This is a genomic window from Aliidiomarina minuta (assembly GCF_003987145.1).
Taxonomy (GTDB): domain Bacteria; phylum Pseudomonadota; class Gammaproteobacteria; order Enterobacterales; family Alteromonadaceae; genus Aliidiomarina; species Aliidiomarina minuta.
Genome location: NZ_PIPL01000003.1, coordinates 62344 through 84474, shown reverse-complemented (window position 1 = coordinate 84474; position 22131 = coordinate 62344). Strand labels below are relative to the sequence as shown.

Sequence of the window (22131 nt, the reverse complement as noted above, 5' to 3'; positions counted from 1 at the left end):
CTTAAACCGTTAGTTGAAAAGTAACAGGGCCGTCATTGACCAGATGTACTTTCATATCGGCAGCAAACTGCCCTTTCTGTACCCGAATGCCTTGTTCCGCCAATTGCTGGCAAAAAAATTCATACAACGGCTCGGCCTGTTCCGGTGCAGCTGATGAAGAAAAGCTGGGTCGACGACCTTTGCGGGTATCTGCAGCCAGTGTAAATTGAGACACGACCAGGGCTTGCCCACCCGCGTCTTTTACATCCAGATTCATTTTTCCTTCAGCATCCGCAAATATACGATAGCCCGCTACGCGCTTAGCCAGTTGCGCCGCTTTCTCCTGAGTATCTGATTTCTCCACGCCAAGCAGGATCAATATCCCCTTTTCAATATTAGCTATGTCACGCTCGTCAACTTCGACGCGGGCCGAGCTTACCCGCTGTATCAATGCAATCATTTTAATTTACGCCAGGTCCCTGTATTTCTCTGTCATGATCAGTATCCAGGTCCTGCTCCTCCTCCGGGGTGGGTTCTGCTTTCTCATGTAAAAACTCTTCCACACTGGCGGTAAGCTCAGCACCCAATAAAATAATGTTCCAGGACAGGAAAATCCAGACAATCAGAATAGGAATGGTCGCCACGGCCCCGTAAATTACTTCATAGGCAGGGAAGTACTGGAGGTACAGGCCAAATCCAAGTTTAGCAAGTTCAAATGCCAACGCCGAAAACAACGCGCCCCAGATAGCATGGCGCGCCCGCACCACTTTGTTAGGCACCATGATGTAAAGCAGTAAAAATGCGACCAAAGTAGCGAAGAAAGGCAGCAACGTCAGCATCAGGGTGCGTATACCGCTAATATAATCATCAGCCACAGAGGACACCGACAATAAATAAGAACTCACACCAATACTGATTCCCACCAACACTGGCCCCAGGGTCAGCACCATCCAGTACACCGCCAGTGAAATAATAAAGCGACGCCGCTTCTTAATGCGCCAGATATAGTTCAATGCTCTGTCGATAACCGACATCAGCATAATAGCGACGACGAATAAGAATATGCTGCCAACAGCAGACAGCTGACTGGCGTTCTCGACAAATTTATTCAGATATTCGCGAATAGCGTCACCGCTGGCTGGCACCAGATTCCCAATCAAGGCTTCTTCAATCGTACGGCGCATGTCTTCGAACATCGGGAAAGTGGCAAAAACTGCAAAAATAACCGCCACTAAAGGCACAAAAGACAATAAACTGACGTACGTAAGGTGTCCTGCGGTAATGGTTACCCGGTCATGGATACAGCGCTTAATGAAATGAGTTAAAAACTCATACACCGTTTTGCCCCGCTCAACGGACAATTTTGCTACTTGTTGACGCTGCTGTTTCCAGTCAACCATAACACTCCTTAAATCTTAGTAAGCCGGTGGATCTGATTCCGGAACCCTTTCACCTTTTGCATAGTATGCTGCAAATTCTGTTGCGCCGATAGCCAGTGAAAAAAGTCCAGGCTCTTGTTACCCTGTGGTTGCAGATGCGGTAACCAGTTAACCATCAATACGCCATCAGCACTCAGTCGTCCCAAGCATGCTTCCAGCAACGGAGCCTGCACCTCAGCATAGACATCACAGAGGATCAGCTCAAATTGTTGTCGCGCTGGCGTCTTTTGCAACCACTCTAAACTGTCGCTGAGAATAATTTCATGTTCAGCCAGTTCCTGCTCTGGAGCAAAGTACTCCCAATACAGGTTGATAACTTCTGCATTGGTCTCCAGACAGCACCAATACAGCTGAGGATAACAATAGCTGGCATGCCGCAACGCGCTGCCACCACCGAGTCCAAGTTCCAGTACTCGCGCGGTTGGCGCTAGTTGAGGCAATTCAGCCAGAAGCTCCAGCTGGTGAGGCAAAACTAAGGCTTTCGGGTCCTGTAACTTTAATACACTCTGGATAGCACCATTGATCACCAGAAAGCGATAATCTTGATTCTCCAGCACTACTACTCTAACCTCTGAATCTCCTGTCAGATACAGGATAGAGGATTTAGCCAGTTCATATTCAAAGTCCGTTGGGTGGGTCAAAGGCCGAATCATCCGTACAAAATGCAATGGGAACCAGTTTAGGTTATCTCATGCCAATCAGGAAGCTATGAAATACTCAATTATCGCTCCCCAGAGTGAAAAGGAACTTAAACAGTACTTTGAATTGCGCTGGCGTGTCCTGCGTGAGCCTTTTAATCGTCCGCGCGGGTCCGAGCAAGATGAGTACGATCAGGTCAGTGAGCACTGCATGCTGCTCAATGCTGAGGCAAAACCTATAGGTTGTGGCCGTCTTCATTTCAACAGTCCTGAGGAAGCTCAGATACGCTTCATGGTGGTTGATCCCGACGAACAGGGAGAAGGCCACGGTGTGCGTATCATTAAACACCTGGAATTACGCGCACGTGACCAGGGAGCCAACCGAATCATTATCAACTCGCGGGACACTACTCTGGGTTTTTACCTTCGTTGCGGTTATGAGCTTAAAGAAGAAGCGGATCAAGTTAAAAATCCAATGGCAGAACATCAGCTGGTAAAATATATAGACCCCAGTAATCACATTATTTATCGCCCGGGCTGGTGCCACGATCTACAGCAAACCTGGCAGGAGCAAATTCCCATCAGCGATGCCATGGGAATACGTATCTACCAGTACACGGGTCGTGATTTAGAAGTGCGTGCCACGATTACCCGCAACCTGAATGTGCACAACACCATGTTCGCTGGCAGTATTTATTCGCTAGCTACTTTGACAGGCTGGGGCATGGTTCAGTTGCAATTGCAGGAACGAGGTCTGCAGGGTTCGGTGGTATTAGGAGAAGGCACTATTTCCTATAAAAAGCCGCTCGCCTCAGAGCCCCGTGCTGAAGTTCACCTGGAAGATATGCAAGGTGATATGGAGTGCTTAAAATCAGCTAAAAACGCGCACCTGAATGTTGAGGTCACGGTATATGACGACGAAAGCCCGGTGGCTTATTTTAACGGTCGTTTCGTCGTCATGGCAAAACGCTGATTTTAATCAGCGCTTATTCTCAGGCTAACCAAAGGCGTCAACTTACCTGAACGGATCAAACCCGCTATTGACTCAATATCCGGTGAAAAATAGCGATCCTCGCTGTAAAAACTGACTTCATTGCGAATTGCCTGATGCAATTTTTCCACGACCACTGAACTTTTCAGTGGTCGTCTGAAGTCAACCCCCTGAGCAGCCGCCAATAACTCCACCGCCAGTATATAAGCGGTGTTACTGGCTAAATCCTGCAACCGCCGCGCAGCAAACGTTGCCATAGACACATGATCTTCCTGGTTTGCTGATGTCGGCAGACTGTCTACGGACGCTGGATGAGCCAGGCTTTTGTTCTCAGAAGCCAGCGCTGCTGCGGTCACCTGAGCCAGCATAAAACCTGAATTCACACCGCCATTTTCAACCAGAAACGGCGGCAGGTTGCTTAGATTCTGGTCGATAAGCAAGGCCATACGACGCTCCGACAGGGCACCAATTTCACTGCAGGCAATGGCCAGAGCATCAGCTGCCAGTGCCACGGGTTCGGCATGAAAATTACCGCCGGAAAGAATGTCGTCATCGTCGGCAAACACCAGCGGATTGTCGGTCACACCATTGGCTTCGCGTTCCAGTACCCCAGCATTGAAAGTTATCTGGTCCAGTATGGCGCCCATAACCTGCGGCTGACAGCGCAGCGAATAGGGGTCCTGAACTTTGCCACATTCAGCGTGAGAACTACCTATTTCACTGTCGTTAGCAAGTATTTCGCGCAACGCAGCGGCCACTTTAATTTGTCCCGGCTGACCTCGTACGGCATGAATACGCTCATCAAAAGGTGTTCTTGAACCCATTGCCGCCTCGAGCGACAAAGATCCCGCCAGCAAGCCCGCGCTGAATACATCTTCAATCGCAAATAGACTGTGCAGCGCCAGTGCTGTTGAAGCCTGAGTACCATTAAGCAAAGCCAGGCCTTCTTTCGGTGCCAACTCCATAGGCGCTAAACCGGCATGTTTTATGCCTTCAGCTGCCGGCATGCGCTCGCCTTTAAAACGTACTTCGCCTTCGCCTAACAAAGGCAACACCAGGTGGGCCAACGGTGCTAAGTCGCCACTGGCGCCCACCGAACCTTTTTCTGGAATACAGGGGTACACTTCATGTTCCAGCAAAGCCATCAAAGCGTCCATGACCTGCAAACGTACACCTGAATAGCCACGAGCCAGGGAATTTATTTTTAACAACAGCATCAGGCGCACCACCTGATCTTTCATCAGGTTGCCCACGCCAGCGGCATGTGACAGCACAATTTTACGCTGCAATTCGGTCAATTCTTCCGGCTTAATACGAGTATTCGCAAGCAGTCCAAAACCGGTATTAATACCGTACACCACACGACCTTCCGCCAGGACCTTCGCTACGGTATCTGCAGAAGCAGAAATTCGTTGGCGAGTCTCTCCGGTCAGGGACACGCGCATTGGCGCACGATCCACTTCCCGCAACTGTGCCAGGGTTAACTGGCCGGGTTGTAATTCAAATGCATTCGTAGCGGCCATCTTATTTTCCTTCCAGCATAGGTAAATCTAAATTGTTTTCTTTGGCAGATTGCTGCGCTATTTCATAACCGGCATCCGCATGGCGCATAACACCCGTGGCAGGATCGTTCCAGAGCACCCGCCCCAAACGTGCTGCTGCCTGCTCAGTGCCGTCGGCTACAATGACCACACCGGCATGCTGCGAGTAGCCCATGCCAACGCCACCACCATGATGCAAGCTGACCCAGGTGGCACCGCCCGCGGTACTTAGCAACGCATTCAGCAACGGCCAGTCTGAGACCGCGTCCGAACCATCCAGCATGGCTTCAGTTTCCCGGTTAGGGCTGGCCACAGAGCCTGAATCTAAGTGGTCACGACCGATAACCACCGGCGCTTTTAACTCGCCGTTTTTAACCATGTCATTAAATGCCAGCGCAATACGGGCTCTGTCTTTTAATCCTATCCAACAAATACGCGACGGTAGCCCCTGGAAAGCAATGCGCTCTCTGGCCATATCCAGCCAGTTGTGCAAATGCTCATCATCCGGGATCAGTTCTTTCACTTTGGCATCGGTTTTATAAATATCTTCAGGATCACCTGACAAAGCCACCCAACGGAAAGGCCCGATACCTTCACAGAATAATGGTCTGATATAAGCAGGTACAAAGCCTGGGAAGTCAAAAGCATTGGTAACGCCTTCATCTTTCGCCATCTGACGGATATTATTACCATAATCGAGCACGGCGGCACCGCGATCCTGCATAGTGAGCATAGCCCGTACCTGCACAGCCATTGACTGCTTGGCGGCTTTAACCACCTTCGCTGCATTGGCCACCCGTTCTTCGGCAGCTTGTTGCATGCTCCAGCCCTGTGGCAGATAACCATTTAAAGGATCGTGAGCGGAGGTCTGGTCGGTTACCACATCCGGGGTGATATTACGTTGCACCAACTCATCGTATACATCTGCTGCATTGCCTGACAGGCCAATAGAAATCGCCTTCCCTTCCTGTTTAGCCTGCTCAAGGCGCTGCAAGGCGTCATCCAGGCAGCTTGCTTTGACATCCACATAACCAGTACGCAAACGGAAATCGATACGGCTTTCGTCCACTTCACAGGCCAGCATTGAAAAACCAGCCATCGTGGCTGCCAGTGGCTGTGCGCCGCCCATGCCCCCTAAACCACCAGTGAGTACCCACTTACCGCTGGCGTCTCCGTTAAAGTGCTGTTTAGACACGGCACCAAAGGTTTCATACGTACCCTGCACGATGCCCTGAGACCCTATATAAATCCATGAGCCCGCGGTCATCTGGCCGTACATCATCAGGCCTTTTTTATCCAGCTCATTGAAATGCTCCCAATTTGCCCATTCAGGCACCAGGTTGGAGTTAGCAATCAGCACCCGGGGAGCATCCGTGTGGGTTTTAAAAACTCCCACCGGCTTTCCACTTTGAATTAATAGTGACTCGTCGTCGTTTAAGCGATTAAGCACTTCAACAATTTTGTCATAACATGCCCAGTCGCGGGCTGCGCGACCAATGCCGCCATAAACCACCAGACCTTGCGGATGTTCGGCAACTTCCGGGTCCAGGTTGTTCATAAGCATTCGTTTGGCAGCTTCGGTCTGCCAGCTTTTTGCGGTTATTTCACTGCCTCGGTCAGCGCGTATTTCACGCGACCCATCAAAACGCGGATCTGTCATTTTATTGCTCCTGAATTCTGCTTTTTTTGAAAGTCATATGCCCACCCAGGCGAAAACGCGAACCGGGGTGGGTCAGCAACGCCTGACTCACCACACCCTCGCGGCTCCAGGTGCGTCGTTGCACCTGCAGGCAGGGTTCGGGCTGCTCTAAATGCAACCAATGCTGCTGTTGAGGGGTCGGCATAACGGCTTCAATTTGATGACTGGCTTCAGTCAGAGGGGTCACTTCGCATAAATACTCATGCGGAGTATGCTCAGTAAAGTCCTGTTTTAAATAATCTGGCACCAGCAAAGGATTCACATATCTGTCTTCAACCTGCACTGACTGCCCATTTTCAAAATGGGTAATTACAGAACGAAAGACTTCAGCGCCTTGCGGCAGCTGCAGCGCCGTGGCCAAAGAAGGCTCCGCCACCATCGCTTCCATCAACTGAACTTCGGCATGGTGGTGATGACGGCGAAGTGCTATCTCATCGGCTATATTACGAATGGCAAGCACTGCAGATTGCGATTTCAAAGGGGCCACGAAAGTACCGGCTCCCCGTGTTCTTACCACAAGGCCTTCTTCTGCCAGTTCCTGCAACGCCCGACGCGCGGTCATGCGGCTCACCGAGAACTCGGTTGCCAACGCATTTTCCGAACTGACCGGATGACGCTCCGGCCACTCGCCAGATTCGATTTTGCGGTATATACATTGTTTTATATGATCATATTTCATGCTTTTTACCCGACTTGTTAAGTCTGAAAGCTTGCAGACATGTTGTATATACAATAGCATGAGATTATTGTAAATAAAAATAGCCTGAACAAGCGCAAGGAGTCTGCATGTCACTTACTCTAGTTCGCAACATTAACGTTGCTACTATGACCAACCCCGAACTTGGCATTATTCTGAATGCCGCTGTAGTGCTGGATGATGACAAAATTGCCTGGGTTGGCTCTGTTAATGATCTGCCAGCAACCTATCAGCAAATCGAGACCCGCATTGATGGCGAGGGGGGCTTACTGACTCCGGGACTGATCGACTGTCACACTCATCTGGTCTGGGCTGGCAGTCGTGCCAACGAGTTTAGCCAGCGCCTGCACGGCGCCAGTTACGAAGACATTGCAAAACAGGGTGGGGGCATTATTTCTACAGTTAAAGCAACGCGCGCGGCCAGTGAGGACGAGCTTTATGAACTGGCCCGTGAACGGGCCTGTACCCTGATTACCCAGGGCGTTACCCAGATTGAAATAAAATCGGGTTATGGCCTGGATATGCAGACAGAATTGAAACAACTAAGGGTCGCTCGTCGCCTGGAGCAAACATTGCCAGTCAGTATAAGAACCACTTTTCTGGCGGCCCATGCACTACCACCTGAGTATAAAGGCAGAGCCGATGACTACATTGATTTTGTCTGCGATCAGGTATTGCCCGCAGCCCATGCAGAAAACCTGGTCGATGCGGTGGATGTATTCTGTGAACGCATTGGTTTTAGCCGCGAACAGACCGAACGGGTATTTAGCAAAGCGAAGCAACTGGGATTGCCCGTCAAGTTACATGCAGAGCAGCTTAGTGATCAGGATGGCGCAGCGTTAGTTGCTGATTATCAGGGGTTGTCTGCGGACCATCTGGAGTACTTATCTGACTCCGGCATTCAGCGCATGAAAGAAGCAGGAACTGTCGCAGTGCTCTTGCCTGGCGCATTTTACTTTCTTCGGGAAACAAAGCTGCCACCTATTGAAAGCCTGCGTCGCGCTGGTGTACCTATTGCCATTGCCACTGATGCGAACCCGGGATCTTCTCCCATTCACAATTTGCCATTAATGCTGAATATGGCCTGCACACTGTTTCGCTTAACTCCGGAAGAAGCACTGGCAGGGGTTACCAGTCACGCCGCAACCGCTCTAGGCAGCGCTCAGCAAGGTACCATTGAAGTAGGTAAGCAGGCAGATCTGGCGTTATGGAAAGTCCGTGCACCAGCTGAGTTGTGTTATCAGTTTGGGGTAAATCCTTTACAAAAATTATGGCAGGCTGGCACTGAAGTGACCCCAGAACAGCTATTTATCTAGCTGCCGGTCGCCGTTCGCGGGCAAATAAGTAAGCCAGAGTCAGTTCACACAGCAACTGCCCTGCAGCCATCATGCCCGCGTCTTTACCCGCCGGATGGCGTTCGGGAGCAGCTTCTGCCAGATGCAGATAGCGCACCTCAGGTAATTCCGCCAACTGAGAAACAAACCGATACGCCTGAGGAATAGTGACCCCGGCAAAGTTTAACGCACTGGCCGGAGCCTGCTGAATAGCATCAACGTCAACCTCAATGCCCAGTGGCGCCTGCCATGCCATAGCTCTGGCCGCCACATCTTCCATAGCTTCCGTAAACAACATGTCGTATAAACGATGAATACTGTGATAGCGAAACCCTGCTTCACTCATTTGCCGAAGGCTCGTAGCCGAGTTCTTGCCTTCATGCAGCGACATCACATGATAATGAGCCAGCGCGCCTTCTACGTAAGCATAGCTGAAGCCATTGCCGCTATGACGGCCTTCTCGGGGACGAAAATCAGCATGCGGGTCCAGATTCACCGCACCGCAGCGCTGCCCGCTTTCTTCATAAAGAGAAGTTAATAATGGATAGGCATTATTATGCCCACCACCAATCAGAATAACTTCGAAGCCTGCCGCAAATAGAGGACTCAGAACTTGCATAACCCGCTGATCGATGTGTCCGCAAAGCTCACGCAACCGATTCAGATCCTGAGCGTCCTGGGCAGTCAAATCCTGCGCTTCGTGCATTAGGTCTTCGCAGTCGATATCGCCGACCAGCAATAGCTCGTCAATGGGCATTGCTGGTGTTGCTTGCAGATTCAGAAAGTTTTGCAAAAAAGCCTGCCAGCCCAGCTCAGCTCCACCATTACCCAGGTTACCACGCGGTCCAATGGATTCAGGAACGCCTAGCAGGGCCACTCGACGGCCCTGTTCGTGCAGTTGTTTCAGACTTTGCAGGAAGTTCTGGGCATCGGGCAGGCAGTGAATTGCCTGGCCGATTTTAGTTTCCTGTTCGCGGGTTTTTACCAGCGGCTGCGGATTAGCAAGCCGCAGGTATTGCGGAAAGCTGCCTGCCGAAGTCATTAATCGATATCCAGAGGTTCCGGCGAAAGAATGACGCCCGTTGCATCAGCGTAAATATGATCTTCGGGTAAAAATGTTACGCCACCGAAATTCACCGGGATATCGACTTCGCCAGTGCTGGCTGAAGGAGCGCCCACGGGTAACGAAGCAACTGCCTGAATACCCAGATCAAGATCTTCCAGCGCGTCTACATCGCGTACACAGCCATAACAAATAATGCCTTCCCATTCATTTTCCACTGCTAATTCAGCAATAGCGATGTCAATCAACGCACGACGTAACGAGCCACCACCGTCAACCAGCAGCACTTTACCTGCGCCAGCGTCCTGCAGGGTCGCTTCAATCAGACCTTTATCTTCGTGACACTTGATGGTTACAATCTGACCACCAAAAGACGAGCGTCCGCCATAATTAACAAACATAGGTTCTACTACGTCTACCGAGTCCGCGTACAAATCACAAAGTTCCGAGGTGTTGTATTCCATAATAGAGCTACCTAATGCATAGAAAGGAGATGCCTGAGTATAAACCCTAACGCCCGTGGATATAAAGCAAAGCCCGGATTTTTAACCAATAGTTGATTTTAATCAGTAAACCCCGTTACAGTCTGGCTACAAAATAATAACAATAATGCTCATTATGCTGTCAGAGAATGCTGCGATTGCAGGTGCAAATTATGTTGCCCAAACCTTACTGCTCGTTGGGTTTGGCCTGATGATGCTGCACTATTTCAGAGTCTATAAGCGCCCTTACCTTCGCTATTGGTCGTATGCGGCTTTTTGTTACGCCTTAAGTGCCTGCTTTGGTCTTCTTCGTGTCAGCGGGTTCAGCACTGAAGGCCTGGTGATCACTTTCACTACGCTGCATTTAAGCTTCCTCTATCTGTCCCTGAGCCTGCTTATTATCGGCACTGCAGATGTAGTGCGGGACCGCGCACCATCGATTTGGTCACGCCGCCTGATGTATATATTCAGCTTTTCACTCGGGGGCATCGCTTTGTTACCACTACTGAGTAGTGGCATCCTGAGTGAACTCCTGCCTTTTTTCCGCGATACCCTCACGCTACTGATCAGCGGAGTAGTTTCTCTTGCCGTGGGTATATTGATACTAAGCCATGCCCCTGCTTCAATGGGGCCACGGCTGATTGCGGTTGCTTTTATGCTACTTGGCAGTAAAAATATTATCCTGGTCCAGTTCAGTCTATTTAGTGCCAATTTGTCGCTTAGTCCTGCGCTTTGGGTGATACAGGGGTTCTTCAATATCCTCTTTATTGCCATGGCAGCCGTTGGCATTATCATCTGGCTGCTGGACTCGGAACGCCACCGCTCCTTAATGGCCGTGCAAAAAGCGGAATACCTGAACACTCATGACTCGTTAACCGGTATTGAAAACCGTGAAGAGTTAATGAGCAAAATGCCGGTATTTATAGATTCAAGCCGCGCGACGGGTCGGCACCTGACGCTTTTCATGATCGGCATTAACCGCTTTAAAGCGATTAATGACACGCTCGGTATTCGCGGGGGCGACCGCGCACTCATTGAAGTCAGTCAACGTTTGCAAACCTTACCGGTGAAGCCCCTGGCGGTAGCCCGTATAAGCGGTGATGTCTTTGTTTTGCTATTTGACCACCTGAAGCGTCGCTCGTTGATTGAAGATTTGGGCAATGTGATTCAAAAGTGGATTCAAATGCCCATGCATATCGATAGTAAAGACGTTAATCTCACGTCTAGTATCGGCGTAGCGCGATATCCTCAGCACGGTCCTCATAGCGAGTCCTTACTGAACAAAGCAACTATAGCGCTGGCCAATGCAAAGCGTAGTGAAAATCCGTCGATGATGTTTTATCTGCGCGGTATGGACCAGAATTATATCCGTTTGGTGGATTTGGAACCGGAATTAAAAACGGCGCTGAGCAAAGATCAGTTCATTATTCACGTGCAGCCGCTGTATCAGTCCAACATCCGTCAGCTTTGCGGCTTTGAGGCACTGATACGCTGGCAACACCCGGAACGCGGCCTGCTTCCGCCCAGCGAGTTTCTGCCTTTCATTGAAGAACTGGGGCTGGCCAGCGAACTGGATGACTGGGTACTCGAACATTGCGCCCGTTTCATTGCTGAGTGGCGTGCAACTGGCAATGAAGTATTACCGGTTGCAGTTAACCTCTCGGCTCGCCACTTTCAACAACCAGAACTGGTAGAGAAACTAAAGTCTTTATTCAGCCGTTATAAACTTAAATACAGCGATATTGAGCTCGAAATCACCGAAAACGTAGCAATGACTGATGTTCAGGCTGGACTTAATGTTTTGCAAAAGTTGCAGGAGATGGGTATTAAGGTCTCTATTGACGATTTTGGTACCGGTTATTCTTCACTCGCTTATTTGCGCCGGTTGCCGGTCAGTAAAATAAAAATAGATCGTAGCTTTATTAGTGAGTTGCTTCGCGATGGTGTCGATAACTCAAGCAACAACAGCATAGTGAGCGCATTAATTCACCTGAGTCATAACCTGAAAAAAGGCGTAGTTGCAGAAGGTGTGGAAACCGAAGAACAGTTCAGCCTGTTGGCTGCCATGGACTGTGATCAGGTGCAGGGCTTTCACCTCAGTCCGCCGGTCAGTCTCACTGCAGCCCTGGAACTGCTGCAGCAACACTGGAAAAGCTGGAAAGCCAGCCCGGTAAAGCTGGCTCCCTCGCCTTCCTGATATCCAACTGACTCAGAGAATAAAGCGGCTTAAATCCTCGTTGTCCACCAGGGCATCGAGGTGCTTATTCACGTAAGCTTCATCAATAACCAGGCTTTCGCCGGTCATTTCGCTGGCATTAAAAGAAACCTCTTCGGTTAAACGTTCCAGCACGGTATGCAAACGACGGGCGCCGATGTTTTCAGTCTTTTCATTGACCTGCCAGGCCACTTCCGCAATACGCTGAATGCCGTCTTTGGTGAAGCTGACATATACGCCTTCAGTATCCATCAGGGCTACGTACTGCGCGGTCAGTGAAGCACTGGGCTCCGTCAGAATGCGCACAAAGTCGTCACTGGTCAGGGCTTTCAACTCAACCCGGATGGGTAACCGTCCCTGCAGTTCAGGAATCAAATCCGAAGGTTTTGACATCTGAAAAGCGCCAGACGCAATAAACAGAATATGGTCCGTTTTGACCATGCCGTGCTTGGTGTTCACCGTGGTGCCTTCAACTAACGGCAATAAGTCCCGTTGCACGCCTTCGCGCGAAACATCCGGGCCACTGCTTTCGCCGCGCTTACAGATTTTATCGATTTCGTCCAGAAACACGATGCCGTTCTGCTCTACTGAGTGCACTGCTTTTTCTTTCAGTTCTTCAGGGTTAAGCATTTTGGCGGCTTCTTCTTCCACCAGCTGTTTGAACGCGTCTTTAATTTTCAGCTTACGTTTTTTGGTTTTTCCACCAGACATATTCTGGAACATATTCTGTAGCTGGGAGGTCATCTCTTCCATGCCCGGAGGGGCCATGATTTCAACACCCATTTGCGGCATGGCCAGATCCAGTTCGATTTCTTTATCGTCCAGTTTGCCTTCACGCAGTTTCTTGCGGAAAGTCTGACGCGTATTGTTGTCGTCTTCCGTCGGTTTATTTTCCGGCTCTTCGCCCCAGGTCGCATTACGCGCTTTTGGCAGTAGTGCGTCCAGAATACGGTCTTCCGCAGCATCCTCAGCACGATGACGTACACGCGCCATTTCCTGCTCCCGCACCTGCTTAACCGCGGTATCCGTTAAGTCACGTATGATCGATTCAATTTCTTTACCGACGTAGCCTACTTCGGTAAATTTAGTCGCTTCGATTTTAATAAAAGGCGCATTCGCCAATTTAGCCAAACGTCGCGCGATTTCTGTTTTACCCACGCCCGTCGGGCCTATCATCAGAATATTCTTGGGTGTCACTTCCTGACGCATTTCTTCGTCAAGCTGCATCCGGCGCCAACGATTACGCAAAGCAACGGAAACGGCACGCTTGGCATCATCCTGACCGATGATGTGGCTGTTTAACTCGTGAACTATTTCACGGGGGGTCATGTTTGACATAAAAACTCCTGTTTAGCAGCGTAACCGCTTACTTGTCCTGAGCCTGCTCAGCATCAAGTACTTCAATAGTGTGGAAGGCGTTGGTATACACACAGATGTCGCCCGCTATGCTGAGGCTTTTTTCAACGATCTCAGGTGCACCCAGTTCGGTATTTTCCAACAGAGCACGGGCCGAGGCCTGCGCAAAAGGCCCGCCTGAACCAATAGCGATCAAATCGTCTTCCGGCTGCACCACATCGCCGTTACCGGTAATAATTAATGATGTGGTTTTATCAGCGACGGCCAACAAAGCTTCCAGCTTGCGCAGTGCGCGGTCGGTGCGCCATTCTTTGGCCAGCTCGACAGCCGCTCGGGTCAGGTGCCCCTGATACATTTCAAGTTTAGCTTCAAAACGCTCAAAAAGGGTAAACGCATCAGCGGTACCACCAGCAAAACCCGCAAGTACCTGCTCGTGATAAAGTCGTCTTACTTTTTTGGCGTTGCCTTTCATCACAGTGTTGCCCAGGGAAACCTGACCATCACCACCTATGGCGACTTTATCGCCGCGTCGAACTGAGACTATCGTAGTCATACTGAATCCTCTCTCATTGCATTAGCAAAGAGATGAGGACTCGGAAGGGAGATTTCAATGCAAAGTGCTTAATCGAGGTTCCATAACCAAATCTGACAGCCTTGCACGTTGCCGCGTCGCAGTTGATTATTTACGCTTTGTGCGGCGCGTAGATTTTCAAATGGTCCTAAAATCACCCGGTACCAAACGCCATGCTCGCTACTTTGTGTTTGTCGCACCTGGGACTCATGCCCCAGCATTGCAATCTGTGCGCGCAACGTTTCGGCATCCGACTGGCGGCGGAAAGAACCGCACTGCATCAGGCGCCGCTGTGTCTCAGCACGTTCCGGAACTATCACTTCAACCTCGCGGTTTTCCAGATCGTGAATATACTGCCAGCGTTCTTCCGGTGCTTGCGGTAATTCGTCTTCGAACTGAGCCTGAGGTGTTACTACTGGCTCACCGCCGGATTCAGAATCTGTTGCATTGTTTTTTAATAACCATAAAAAAACCACAAAAGCTACCAGCAACAGGCCGCCGACTATCAGCACTACTATCGGCAGTTTACTTTGCCCAGGTTTATTACGGCGGGCACCGGAAGTTGTCCGCTTGTTGCTGTTGCGGTTCTTCTTCGTCGGCTTGCGCTTATTCGGTTTGCCTTTATCGGCGTAATCGACTGACACCCTGAATTACATCCGTTGCAATGTTGGAATACCTAATAAATTTAAGCCCTGTTCAAGGGTGCGTGCGGTCAAAGCCGCCAGTTTCAGGCGGCTATTGCGCACAGACTCCTGTTCCGCGCTGAGAATAGGGCAGGCTTCATAAAATGAGGAGAAAGCTCCGGCCAGTTCAAACAGATAACCACAAAGAAAGTGCGGCATGCCTTTAGCGCCGACCGTAGCAATAATTTCTGGGAACTGTGCCAGCTTATTAGCCAGCGCTGTGTCCTGTGCGCTAATCAGCTCAAAAGTGCCGTCAACGTCCTGCTGCTGCAACCCCGCTTTTTGAAATATGCTGTTCACACGGGTGAATGCGTAAAGCAGATACGGCGCGGTATTGCCTTCAAAACTTATCATACTGTCCCAGTCGAATACGTAATCACTGGTGCGGTTTTTCGACAGATCCGCATATTTTACTGAAGCAATGCCAACCACACTGGCGATGTGAGCCTGCTCTTCAGTAGTCATCTCACTGCCTTTTTCAGCAATCAGCGCCTGGGCGCGACGTTCCGCCTCGGTCAGTAAGTCAGCCAGTTTTGTCACACCGCCGTCACGGCTTTTAAAAGGCCGCCCATCTTTGCCCATCACCATGCCAAAACCCATATGTTCCAGCTGCATCTCAACTGGTGCCAGGTTTGCCTTACGGGCAAGGGTGAAAATCTGGTTAAAATGTAAAGCCTGACGGGCATCGACCACATAAATGGCGCGATCAGCCTTTAACTTTTCCGCTCGATAACGAACCGCTGCTAAATCAGTAGTGGCATACAGAAAACCACCATCTTTTTTCTGCACAATAATAGGCAAAGGTTCATCTTCTTTACCTTTAAATTCGTCCAGAAATACGCATTTTGCGCCCTGATCTTCAACCAGCAAACCCTGTTCAGTGAGTACCTTCACGATATCGTGCAGTTCGCCATTGTAAGCACTTTCTGCCATGACATCATCGCGAGTCAGCTTAACACCTAAACGGTCATACACTTCCTGACAGTGCGCCAGCGAGATATCGATAAACTGTTGCCATAACCCGGCACAATACTGATCACCCGATTGCAGTTTCACCACCAGGGAGCGTGCGCGATTAGCAAACTCAGGTTCAGCGTCAAAACGCTTCTTCGCCGCTTTGTAAAAAGTTTCCAAATCCGACAATAACAATTCAGCATCGCCAGACTCGCTTTTTACATCTTCCATATGCGCCAGCAACATACCAAACTGAGTTCCCCAGTCACCCACATGGTTCTGACGAATCACTTTGTGCCCTTGCAGTTCCAGGGTCCGGGCTACCGCATCGCCAATAATGGTCGAGCGCAAGTGACCGACGTGCATTTCTTTGGCCAGGTTCGGCGACGAATAGTCGATAACTATAGTCTGCGCGGCGCCCGTATTGCCCACGTTAAGCTGGGGATCCAGCCACGCCTGTTCCAGCTGATTAACCAGCTGGGCGGTATTCATACTGAAGTTAATAAATCCTGGGCCAGCAATATCAGTTGCTGCCAGCACATCATTAGCAGGTAACGCAGCTACTATGGCCTCAGCCAGTTGCCGTGGATTCTGTTTAGCTGGTTTTGCCAGCATCAGTGCCAGATTAGTGGCAAAGTCACCGTGGCTTTTATCACGCGGGCGATCCAGCTGAATACGCGGGCTTACCTCAGCAGGCAAAGTGCCCTGCTGCTTTAACTTCTCAATAGCAGCCTGCAAAAGTACTTCAATTTGCTGTTTCATCGCAGCTTTAAACCTCAAACGTGATAATTGACAATGACAGTCGTCGGGGGGCCTAGTGTAATCGCTTCCCCCGATGAAAAAAAGACTTCAGCTAGGTAAAATCCTGGGGATCAATATCCAGCGACCAGCGCGCTTTACGCGCCTCAGGCAGTTTCTCTAACTGGGGGAGCTGACGCTGTAACCAGGCATGTAAAAATTTACGTTGTTCCGCATGCAACAGCAGCTGAAAACGAAAACGGCCGGCACGTCTGGCCAGGGGAGCTGGCATGGGTCCTATTACGACCACTTCGCTGACTCCCTGCAAGTGCTGACCAATTGCCTGCAGTAAAAGTAACGCGTCCTGTTCCACCATTGCTTCCGCCCGTATCAGCGCCATTGACGCATACGGAGGCAATAGTGCCTGTTGCCGTTCAGCCAGAGCGCTGCGGGCAAAGTCATGATAGCCGTTATTAACCAGCTCCTGAATTAACGGATGCTCCGGATGGTGTGTTTGCAACACCACAGTGCCCGGTTTACTTGCGCGGCCCGCGCGGCCCGCTACCTGCGTATAAAGCTGACCGAGTCGTTCCGAAGCACGAAAGTCGCTACTGTACAAAGCGCCATCGACATCGAGTAAGGCGACCAGCGTCACATCCGGGAAATGATGTCCTTTTGCCAGCATCTGAGTACCAATAAGAATTGGGTATTCGCCGCTAGCAGCAGCGGTTAAATGGGCCGCCAGCTGGCCTTTCTTGCGCGTGCTGTCGCGATCAATACGCAGCACCGGGTAATCTGGCAGCTCCTGTTGCAATACCGTTTCCAATTGCTCAGTTCCAACCCCCTGAGTAATCAACTGGGTACTTCCGCAATCACCACACTGGCGCGGAATACGCTGCTGGGCGCCGCAATGATGACATTGCAGCAAATTTTTCTGTTGGTGCACAGTAAAAGGTTTCTGGCAACGATGGCAATCACTGACCCATCCACATTCATGGCAAATCAAGGCGCTGGCAAAACCGCGGCGATTCAAAAACAACAGCACCTGATTCCCTTTTTCCAGGTGCTGGTTCATGCGTGCCAGCAACTCTTCGCTGAGTCCATGTTTCATGCGTTGCTGTTTTAAATCGATAATTTTGTGTTTGGCATGTTGGGCTTCCCCGGCACGGTCCGTTAGCTGTAGGTGCTGATAACGACCGGCCTCCACATTCGCCAGACTTTCCAGCGAGGGCGTCGCGGTACCCAATACCAGAGGTAGTTTTTCATCATAAGCGCGCTTTACCGCCAAATCCCGGGCATTGTAACGAAAGCCGTCCTGCTGCTTAAAAGAGGAGTCGTGCTCTTCATCCAGTATAATCATGCCCAGGCTTTTGCACGGAGTAAAAATAGCTGAACGGGTGCCAATAATAATCGCCGCCTGACCATCCCGTGCCTGCAACCACCCCTGCAAACGCTCACTATCCGTCAACCCGGAATGCAATGCCACAATAGGCACTTTAAAACGTTGCTCAAAACGTGCCACGGTCTGCGGTGTTAAGCCAATTTCAGGCACCATCACTAATACCTGCTGGCCTCGCTCAAGTACCTGTTGCATAGCCTGCAGGTAAACTTCAGTTTTCCCACTACCGGTAACACCTTCCAGTAACCAGACTTTGCCTGCAGACTGGGTTTGCTGCAAATACTGATGCAGTGCCGCCACAGCGACTGCCTGCTGGGGATTAAGCCGTAATGCCTCGTCGCCAGCGTTGAACTGCCAGGGCTCAGGATCCGGCTTAACAACTTCGGTTTCAACCCAACCTTTGTCCTGCAGCGCTTTTAAAGCGGCTGCGCTGTACTCTTGCTGACGCAACTGAGCTGGCGTCAGCGAGTCCCGGCTAAGCGCCGCCAGCAGCCGCTGCTGCTGCGGAGCACGCTTTAATTGTTGCAGGTCAATCTGTTCTCCCTGCGCAGTACGAATATAGCGACGCACACTCTGGTAGTCCGCCGCCTCACCTTTGCGAAGAGCCACAGGCGCCGCGTGGGCCAACACATCCCCCAACGGGTGATGGTAATAACCGGAGGCCCAGAGCAACAGTTTCCACATGCTTTCCGGCCAGATACATGAGCTCTCGAGCACGCGCTTAATCGGTTTTATTTTGCTGACATCATAGTCAGGAGTGCAGTCCGCTTGCAGCACGAAGCCCACCAGTTCACGCGACCCAAAAGGCACTATTACCCGACAGCCTGTGGTTACCGACAGATCATCTGCTAGCTGGTAGTCATATGAACGCCATAAAGGTACTGGCAGGGCGACCCGAATAAACTTTGCCAAAACTATCCTCTTATCGTCAACGTGCACCCAATAAATGCTAACCAATAGACCGGGTTTAACCTAACTTATATTGCAAAGGTGATCGCTGATACCAGCCGGATACTCTAAAATGCAACGAATGAACACATCACAACGCGGACTGCTGATCAAAATAACCTTGACCATCGGCATACTGGCCGTCCTTGCTTTCGGCTGGCGCTGGATGATCGATGCCGAAGTCATAGAGCCCGAGCAACTGCGACAGCTTCTGGACGACTTTGCGGCGGATGCCAATCCGATAGTGCTGCTCATTACGGTTATCCTAACCTATATAATCGCTTTATTGTTAATGTTCCCGCTTACCTTACTAGTTGTTGCTACCGGCATCCTGTTTGGCCCCTGGTGGGGACTTCTGTATGCCATTCTGGGGACCCTCAGTTCATCGGCCTGCAGCTACTGGATCGGCCGTCATCTGGGCAAAGATACTCTTACCCGATACCAGGGGAGGTTACTCCGGAAAACCTCTTCCTATATGACCCGACGTACCATTAACTCAATGATAATAATTAATTTATTGCCTGTCGCGCCTTTCACCATGACCAACCTTATGGGGGGCGCAATGGGCATGCCGTTTTTACGTTATATGCTGGGGTCAGCAATTGGTATCATACCCGGCCTGGCTGCGGTAACTCTGCTTGGCGCCCAGCTAACCAGGCTATTGCTTGCCGAAGAAAACCGCGAAATCGCAATAGCCCTGGGCACCATCCTCGCAGCTCTTGCGCTACTTTTTGTTATCCATCTGGTATACCGCCGGAAGCAAAAATCTAAGTCGACTTAAACTGAGCCCGGGCTGCCAGCAGCTCGGCATAAAAACAATTGATTTTACTACAGAAATTACTTACATCATGCTCAGCGGCAAATAAACGCGCCTGTCGCGAAAGTGTCGCTCTGAGGTCATCATCATCCAATAACCGGGCCAGGCAGCGACTCCAGATTTCTTTATTTTCAGGGGTTTTATAGCCATTTTTTCCATGCTCAATGACATCATCAATACCGCTGGCACGTATCGCCACCACAGGTAAGCCTGCTGACATAGCCTCGAGAATAACCATACCCTGAGTTTCTGACTTCGACGCAAATACAAATCCATCCGCCAAGTGATAATAATGACGAATCATGTCTGGTTCCACCCCGCCGGTTAGCAACACTTTGTCTTGTAAGTCGAAGGAGACTATAAGTTCTTGTAACTGCTTTTTTTCTACTCCCGAACCAACAATCAGAAGCTTACATCTGGCCTTCGTGTATTGCGGTAAATCAGCCATTGCCCGAATCAGGAAGTCTATATTTTTTTCTTTCCCCAGCCGCGAGACCGTGACTAATACTTTCTCTTCATCTGCTATCTTATATTTTTCGCGCAAGGCATGCTGCTGGGTATTATCAACCTTTTGAAAAGCCTCATAATCGATGCCCGTAGGTTGGACCAGAATTCTAGTCTTCACACCGATCACCCGCAGGTATTCTTCTACCGACCAAGTGGGCACTACAATGCCGTCACATTTGTTGCAAAAGCGCTTCACCAGCACATGAGAAATCAGGTTCCGGAAAATAGCGCCCGGCAAAGGAACGTAGTGGGCGTACATTTCCAGGCGTGTATGATAAGTGTAGACAGCCGGAATACGGTTTCGTCTGGCTATCCAGAGTCCCAGAGATCCGAGCCCAAAGGGATGTTGAAGATGGATAATATCGGGGTTAAATAATTTTACCGCTTTACCAACACCAGGCTGTAGCAGGTTTGCAAACCTGAACTCACGGTACTGACCAAACGCAAACAGAGTGCGTACCCGCAACATATACGCCTTATCCTGCGTTTTTTTATCGTAATCGGGAGCGACCACCAATAACTCATACCCTTTCTCCTGCAGCCCTCGAATTAAGCGATCAATTGAAATAGTAACCCCTGATATAAAAGGGAAAAAATTATTGCTGAAAATTGCTACCCGCTTTTTCTGGTCGACAAATGGAGTCGGGTCCAGGTCAAAATCAGGATAATAATTGCGTTCTTCAAAGAGTAACTGCCAAAGACTGATGCTAATCGCCACGAGAATCAACAGGATCAAAAAGAAGCGCACATAACTGACGTAAAAAAAACTGTATACCGCAGACCAGATACTATCCAGCGTTCGCAACAATACAGACTCTTCAATCGCAAAACGAACGGGTTCGATATTCATACTTGGCCCCTGTACCGCGACCCTGACATAGTGGTGATAACTGTCTTCATGATTCAGAATCAGGCCACCAGCACCTCCCGTAGTAACATAACGAACACCGTTTTCTACCACGTCGTGGAACAGTGACAGGTTAGAAGAAAACACCACATCTACCGCAAACTCTTCGAATAAAGCGCGGAAACTATCCCGGATTGCTCCCCGCGGAAAGTAATTCCCCTCTTCAAATGGAGGGGTCACTGACAATTCCGAATGCAACGGCGTGCCTATAAAAACAAAGGTGCGAGTGGCTTCAGATTTACTCAGTTGCTGTCGCAACCAATGTAACTGCCAGTCGAAATCAGTGTTCCCGGTGCTATCGAGGAAAATAAAGTGCTGGCCAGCTGACTCAAAATCAAAGAAATGGGGACCTATTTTTTCGTAGAAACGAGCGTTACCAAAAGCATCATTTTCATTTTCACCAAAGGTAAAAAGAAAAGGTATTGCTAATTTTGAAAAGACTTTATAAATCGAGCGATAATTCTCCTCACCACCATCGCTTACCGCATTGCCAGCAGAAATCAGGAAGTCAGCGTCACTTTCGTTAATCATGGGGATAATCTGGGTGCCAAAGGTGCGCACTGAATTATTTACATTACCCACCACTGCAAAACTAAAGTTATCCTGGGTAGCCACATGACTTTCGATCTGCTTTACATGAGCAGACTGGGACATATCGTATTCAGGCGTAGAAAAGTTCAGGTACAGCCAGAAGGCCGCCAACAGGACAATAAAAGCAATAACTAAGTAATAAAAAAGCTTTAACCCAACCCTGGACTGCATAACTTAAATTCCGTAATTCGTTTATATTCGCCTACTATTAAACCAAGAGTAGTCATAAAATGACTCCAGCAAAAGCACGGCTTGATCCTTAGCCCGCTTCAAGGTAAAATCCGGCGCTCTTTTAACCAAGCTTGTTACGTATGGTGTTCGTGGAAAGCACGGATGGCGATGCGGCCTATTATTGAGGTAACCCCAATGAAAGAAGGTATTCATCCTAAGTACGAAAGCATCCAGGTGACCTGCTCATGTGGTCACGCGTTTGAAACACGTTCAACTCGTTGTGAAGATTTGCACGTAGACGTATGCTCTGAATGTCACCCATTCTACACTGGTAAGCAGAAAGTTCTGGATACTGGTGGTCGTGTTGATCGCTTTAAGAAGCGTTTTGGTGCACTTAAATCTAAGTAATCC

19 protein-coding genes are annotated in these 22131 nt (G+C 49.9%); 5 read left to right on the top strand and 14 right to left on the bottom strand.

Annotation, left to right across the window (positions count from 1 at the left end; genetic code table 11):
- Position 1: 1 nt before the first annotated feature.
- From dtd to CWE09_RS12080, 3 genes are read right to left on the bottom strand one after another with little or no spacing between them, the layout of a single operon-like run.
- Positions 2-439 carry a D-aminoacyl-tRNA deacylase gene (gene dtd, locus CWE09_RS12090; RefSeq protein WP_126804315.1) on the bottom strand — a complete coding sequence of 146 codons (438 nt, stop codon included), beginning with the start codon at positions 437-439 and terminating at the stop codon, positions 2-4.
- A 1-nt stretch (position 440) separates the two neighbouring features.
- The gene (locus CWE09_RS12085; protein WP_126804314.1) at positions 441-1379 is read right to left on the bottom strand and encodes a virulence factor BrkB family protein; all 939 of its coding nucleotides are present in this window, start codon (positions 1377-1379) and stop codon (positions 441-443) included.
- Between the two features lie 8 nt (positions 1380-1387).
- Positions 1388-2059 carry a spermidine synthase gene (locus CWE09_RS12080; RefSeq protein WP_126804313.1) on the bottom strand — a complete coding sequence of 224 codons (672 nt, stop codon included), beginning with the start codon at positions 2057-2059 and terminating at the stop codon, positions 1388-1390.
- Positions 2060-2126: 67 nt separating this feature from the next.
- Between CWE09_RS12080 and CWE09_RS12075 the strand changes: the two genes are divergently transcribed.
- Positions 2127-3029, top strand: coding sequence for a bifunctional GNAT family N-acetyltransferase/hotdog fold thioesterase (locus CWE09_RS12075; RefSeq protein ID WP_126804312.1), 903 nt, complete (start codon positions 2127-2129; stop codon positions 3027-3029).
- A 2-nt stretch (positions 3030-3031) separates the two neighbouring features.
- Here CWE09_RS12075 and hutH read toward each other — a convergent pair whose 3' ends face one another.
- Genes hutH through hutC form a run of 3 tightly spaced genes read right to left on the bottom strand, consistent with a single transcriptional unit; the run spans position 3032 to position 6966 of the window.
- On the bottom strand, positions 3032-4570 hold the full coding sequence (hutH, locus tag CWE09_RS12070; RefSeq protein ID WP_126804311.1) for a histidine ammonia-lyase: 1539 nt from the start codon (positions 4568-4570) through the stop codon (positions 3032-3034).
- A 1-nt stretch (position 4571) separates the two neighbouring features.
- The gene (gene hutU, locus CWE09_RS12065; protein WP_126804310.1) at positions 4572-6248 is read right to left on the bottom strand and encodes a urocanate hydratase; all 1677 of its coding nucleotides are present in this window, start codon (positions 6246-6248) and stop codon (positions 4572-4574) included.
- Position 6249: 1 nt separating this feature from the next.
- Positions 6250-6966 carry a histidine utilization repressor gene (gene hutC, locus CWE09_RS12060; protein ID WP_126804309.1) on the bottom strand — a complete coding sequence of 239 codons (717 nt, stop codon included), beginning with the start codon at positions 6964-6966 and terminating at the stop codon, positions 6250-6252.
- A 107-nt stretch (positions 6967-7073) separates the two neighbouring features.
- On the opposite strand from hutC, the gene hutI reads away from it, so the two are divergent.
- The gene (hutI, locus tag CWE09_RS12055; RefSeq protein ID WP_126804308.1) at positions 7074-8300 is read left to right on the top strand and encodes an imidazolonepropionase; all 1227 of its coding nucleotides are present in this window, start codon (positions 7074-7076) and stop codon (positions 8298-8300) included.
- Here hutI and CWE09_RS12050 read toward each other — a convergent pair.
- The gene (locus CWE09_RS12050; protein ID WP_126804307.1) at positions 8293-9360 is read right to left on the bottom strand and encodes a formimidoylglutamase; all 1068 of its coding nucleotides are present in this window, start codon (positions 9358-9360) and stop codon (positions 8293-8295) included. The genes hutI and CWE09_RS12050 overlap by 8 nt on opposite strands.
- Positions 9360-9845 carry a ribonuclease E activity regulator RraA gene (rraA, locus tag CWE09_RS12045; protein ID WP_126804306.1) on the bottom strand — a complete coding sequence of 162 codons (486 nt, stop codon included), beginning with the start codon at positions 9843-9845 and terminating at the stop codon, positions 9360-9362. The genes CWE09_RS12050 and rraA overlap by 1 nt, the downstream gene beginning before the upstream one ends.
- A gap of 154 nt (positions 9846-9999) precedes the next feature.
- Between rraA and CWE09_RS12040 the strand changes: the two genes are divergently transcribed.
- Positions 10000-12060, top strand: coding sequence for a putative bifunctional diguanylate cyclase/phosphodiesterase (locus CWE09_RS12040; RefSeq protein WP_198679783.1), 2061 nt, complete (start codon positions 10000-10002; stop codon positions 12058-12060).
- 12 nt (positions 12061-12072) lie between these two features.
- Here the strand turns inward: CWE09_RS12040 and hslU are convergent, their stop codons facing one another.
- The 5 genes from hslU to priA form a co-directional block, all read right to left on the bottom strand.
- Positions 12073-13416, bottom strand: a complete 1344-nt coding sequence (gene hslU / locus CWE09_RS12035; RefSeq protein WP_126804304.1) for an ATP-dependent protease ATPase subunit HslU — start codon at positions 13414-13416, stop codon at positions 12073-12075.
- 28 nt (positions 13417-13444) lie between these two features.
- On the bottom strand, positions 13445-13987 hold the full coding sequence (gene hslV, locus CWE09_RS12030; protein ID WP_126804303.1) for an ATP-dependent protease subunit HslV: 543 nt from the start codon (positions 13985-13987) through the stop codon (positions 13445-13447).
- Between the two features lie 68 nt (positions 13988-14055).
- Positions 14056-14649: an SPOR domain-containing protein gene (locus CWE09_RS12025; protein WP_126804302.1), complete on the bottom strand. Its 594-nt coding sequence runs from the start codon at positions 14647-14649 to the stop codon at positions 14056-14058.
- A gap of 6 nt (positions 14650-14655) precedes the next feature.
- On the bottom strand, positions 14656-16404 hold the full coding sequence (argS, locus tag CWE09_RS12020) for an arginine--tRNA ligase (protein ID WP_126804301.1): 1749 nt from the start codon (positions 16402-16404) through the stop codon (positions 14656-14658).
- Between the two features lie 91 nt (positions 16405-16495).
- Positions 16496-18691 carry a primosomal protein N' gene (gene priA, locus CWE09_RS12015; protein ID WP_126804300.1) on the bottom strand — a complete coding sequence of 732 codons (2196 nt, stop codon included), beginning with the start codon at positions 18689-18691 and terminating at the stop codon, positions 16496-16498.
- A gap of 109 nt (positions 18692-18800) precedes the next feature.
- Between priA and CWE09_RS12010 the strand changes: the two genes are divergently transcribed.
- Positions 18801-19508, top strand: coding sequence for a TVP38/TMEM64 family protein (locus CWE09_RS12010; RefSeq protein WP_198679779.1), 708 nt, complete (start codon positions 18801-18803; stop codon positions 19506-19508).
- On the opposite strand, the gene CWE09_RS12005 is transcribed toward CWE09_RS12010, so the two are convergent.
- Entirely contained in the window at positions 19495-21720 is a 2226-nt protein-coding gene (locus CWE09_RS12005; RefSeq protein ID WP_126804299.1) for a glycosyltransferase, read from the bottom strand. The genes CWE09_RS12010 and CWE09_RS12005 overlap by 14 nt on opposite strands.
- Positions 21721-21915: 195 nt before the next feature.
- Here CWE09_RS12005 and rpmE point away from each other — a divergent pair, with 195 nt between their 5' ends.
- Positions 21916-22128: a 50S ribosomal protein L31 gene (gene rpmE, locus CWE09_RS12000; protein WP_126804533.1), complete on the top strand. Its 213-nt coding sequence runs from the start codon at positions 21916-21918 to the stop codon at positions 22126-22128.
- Positions 22129-22131: the final 3 nt, after the last annotated feature.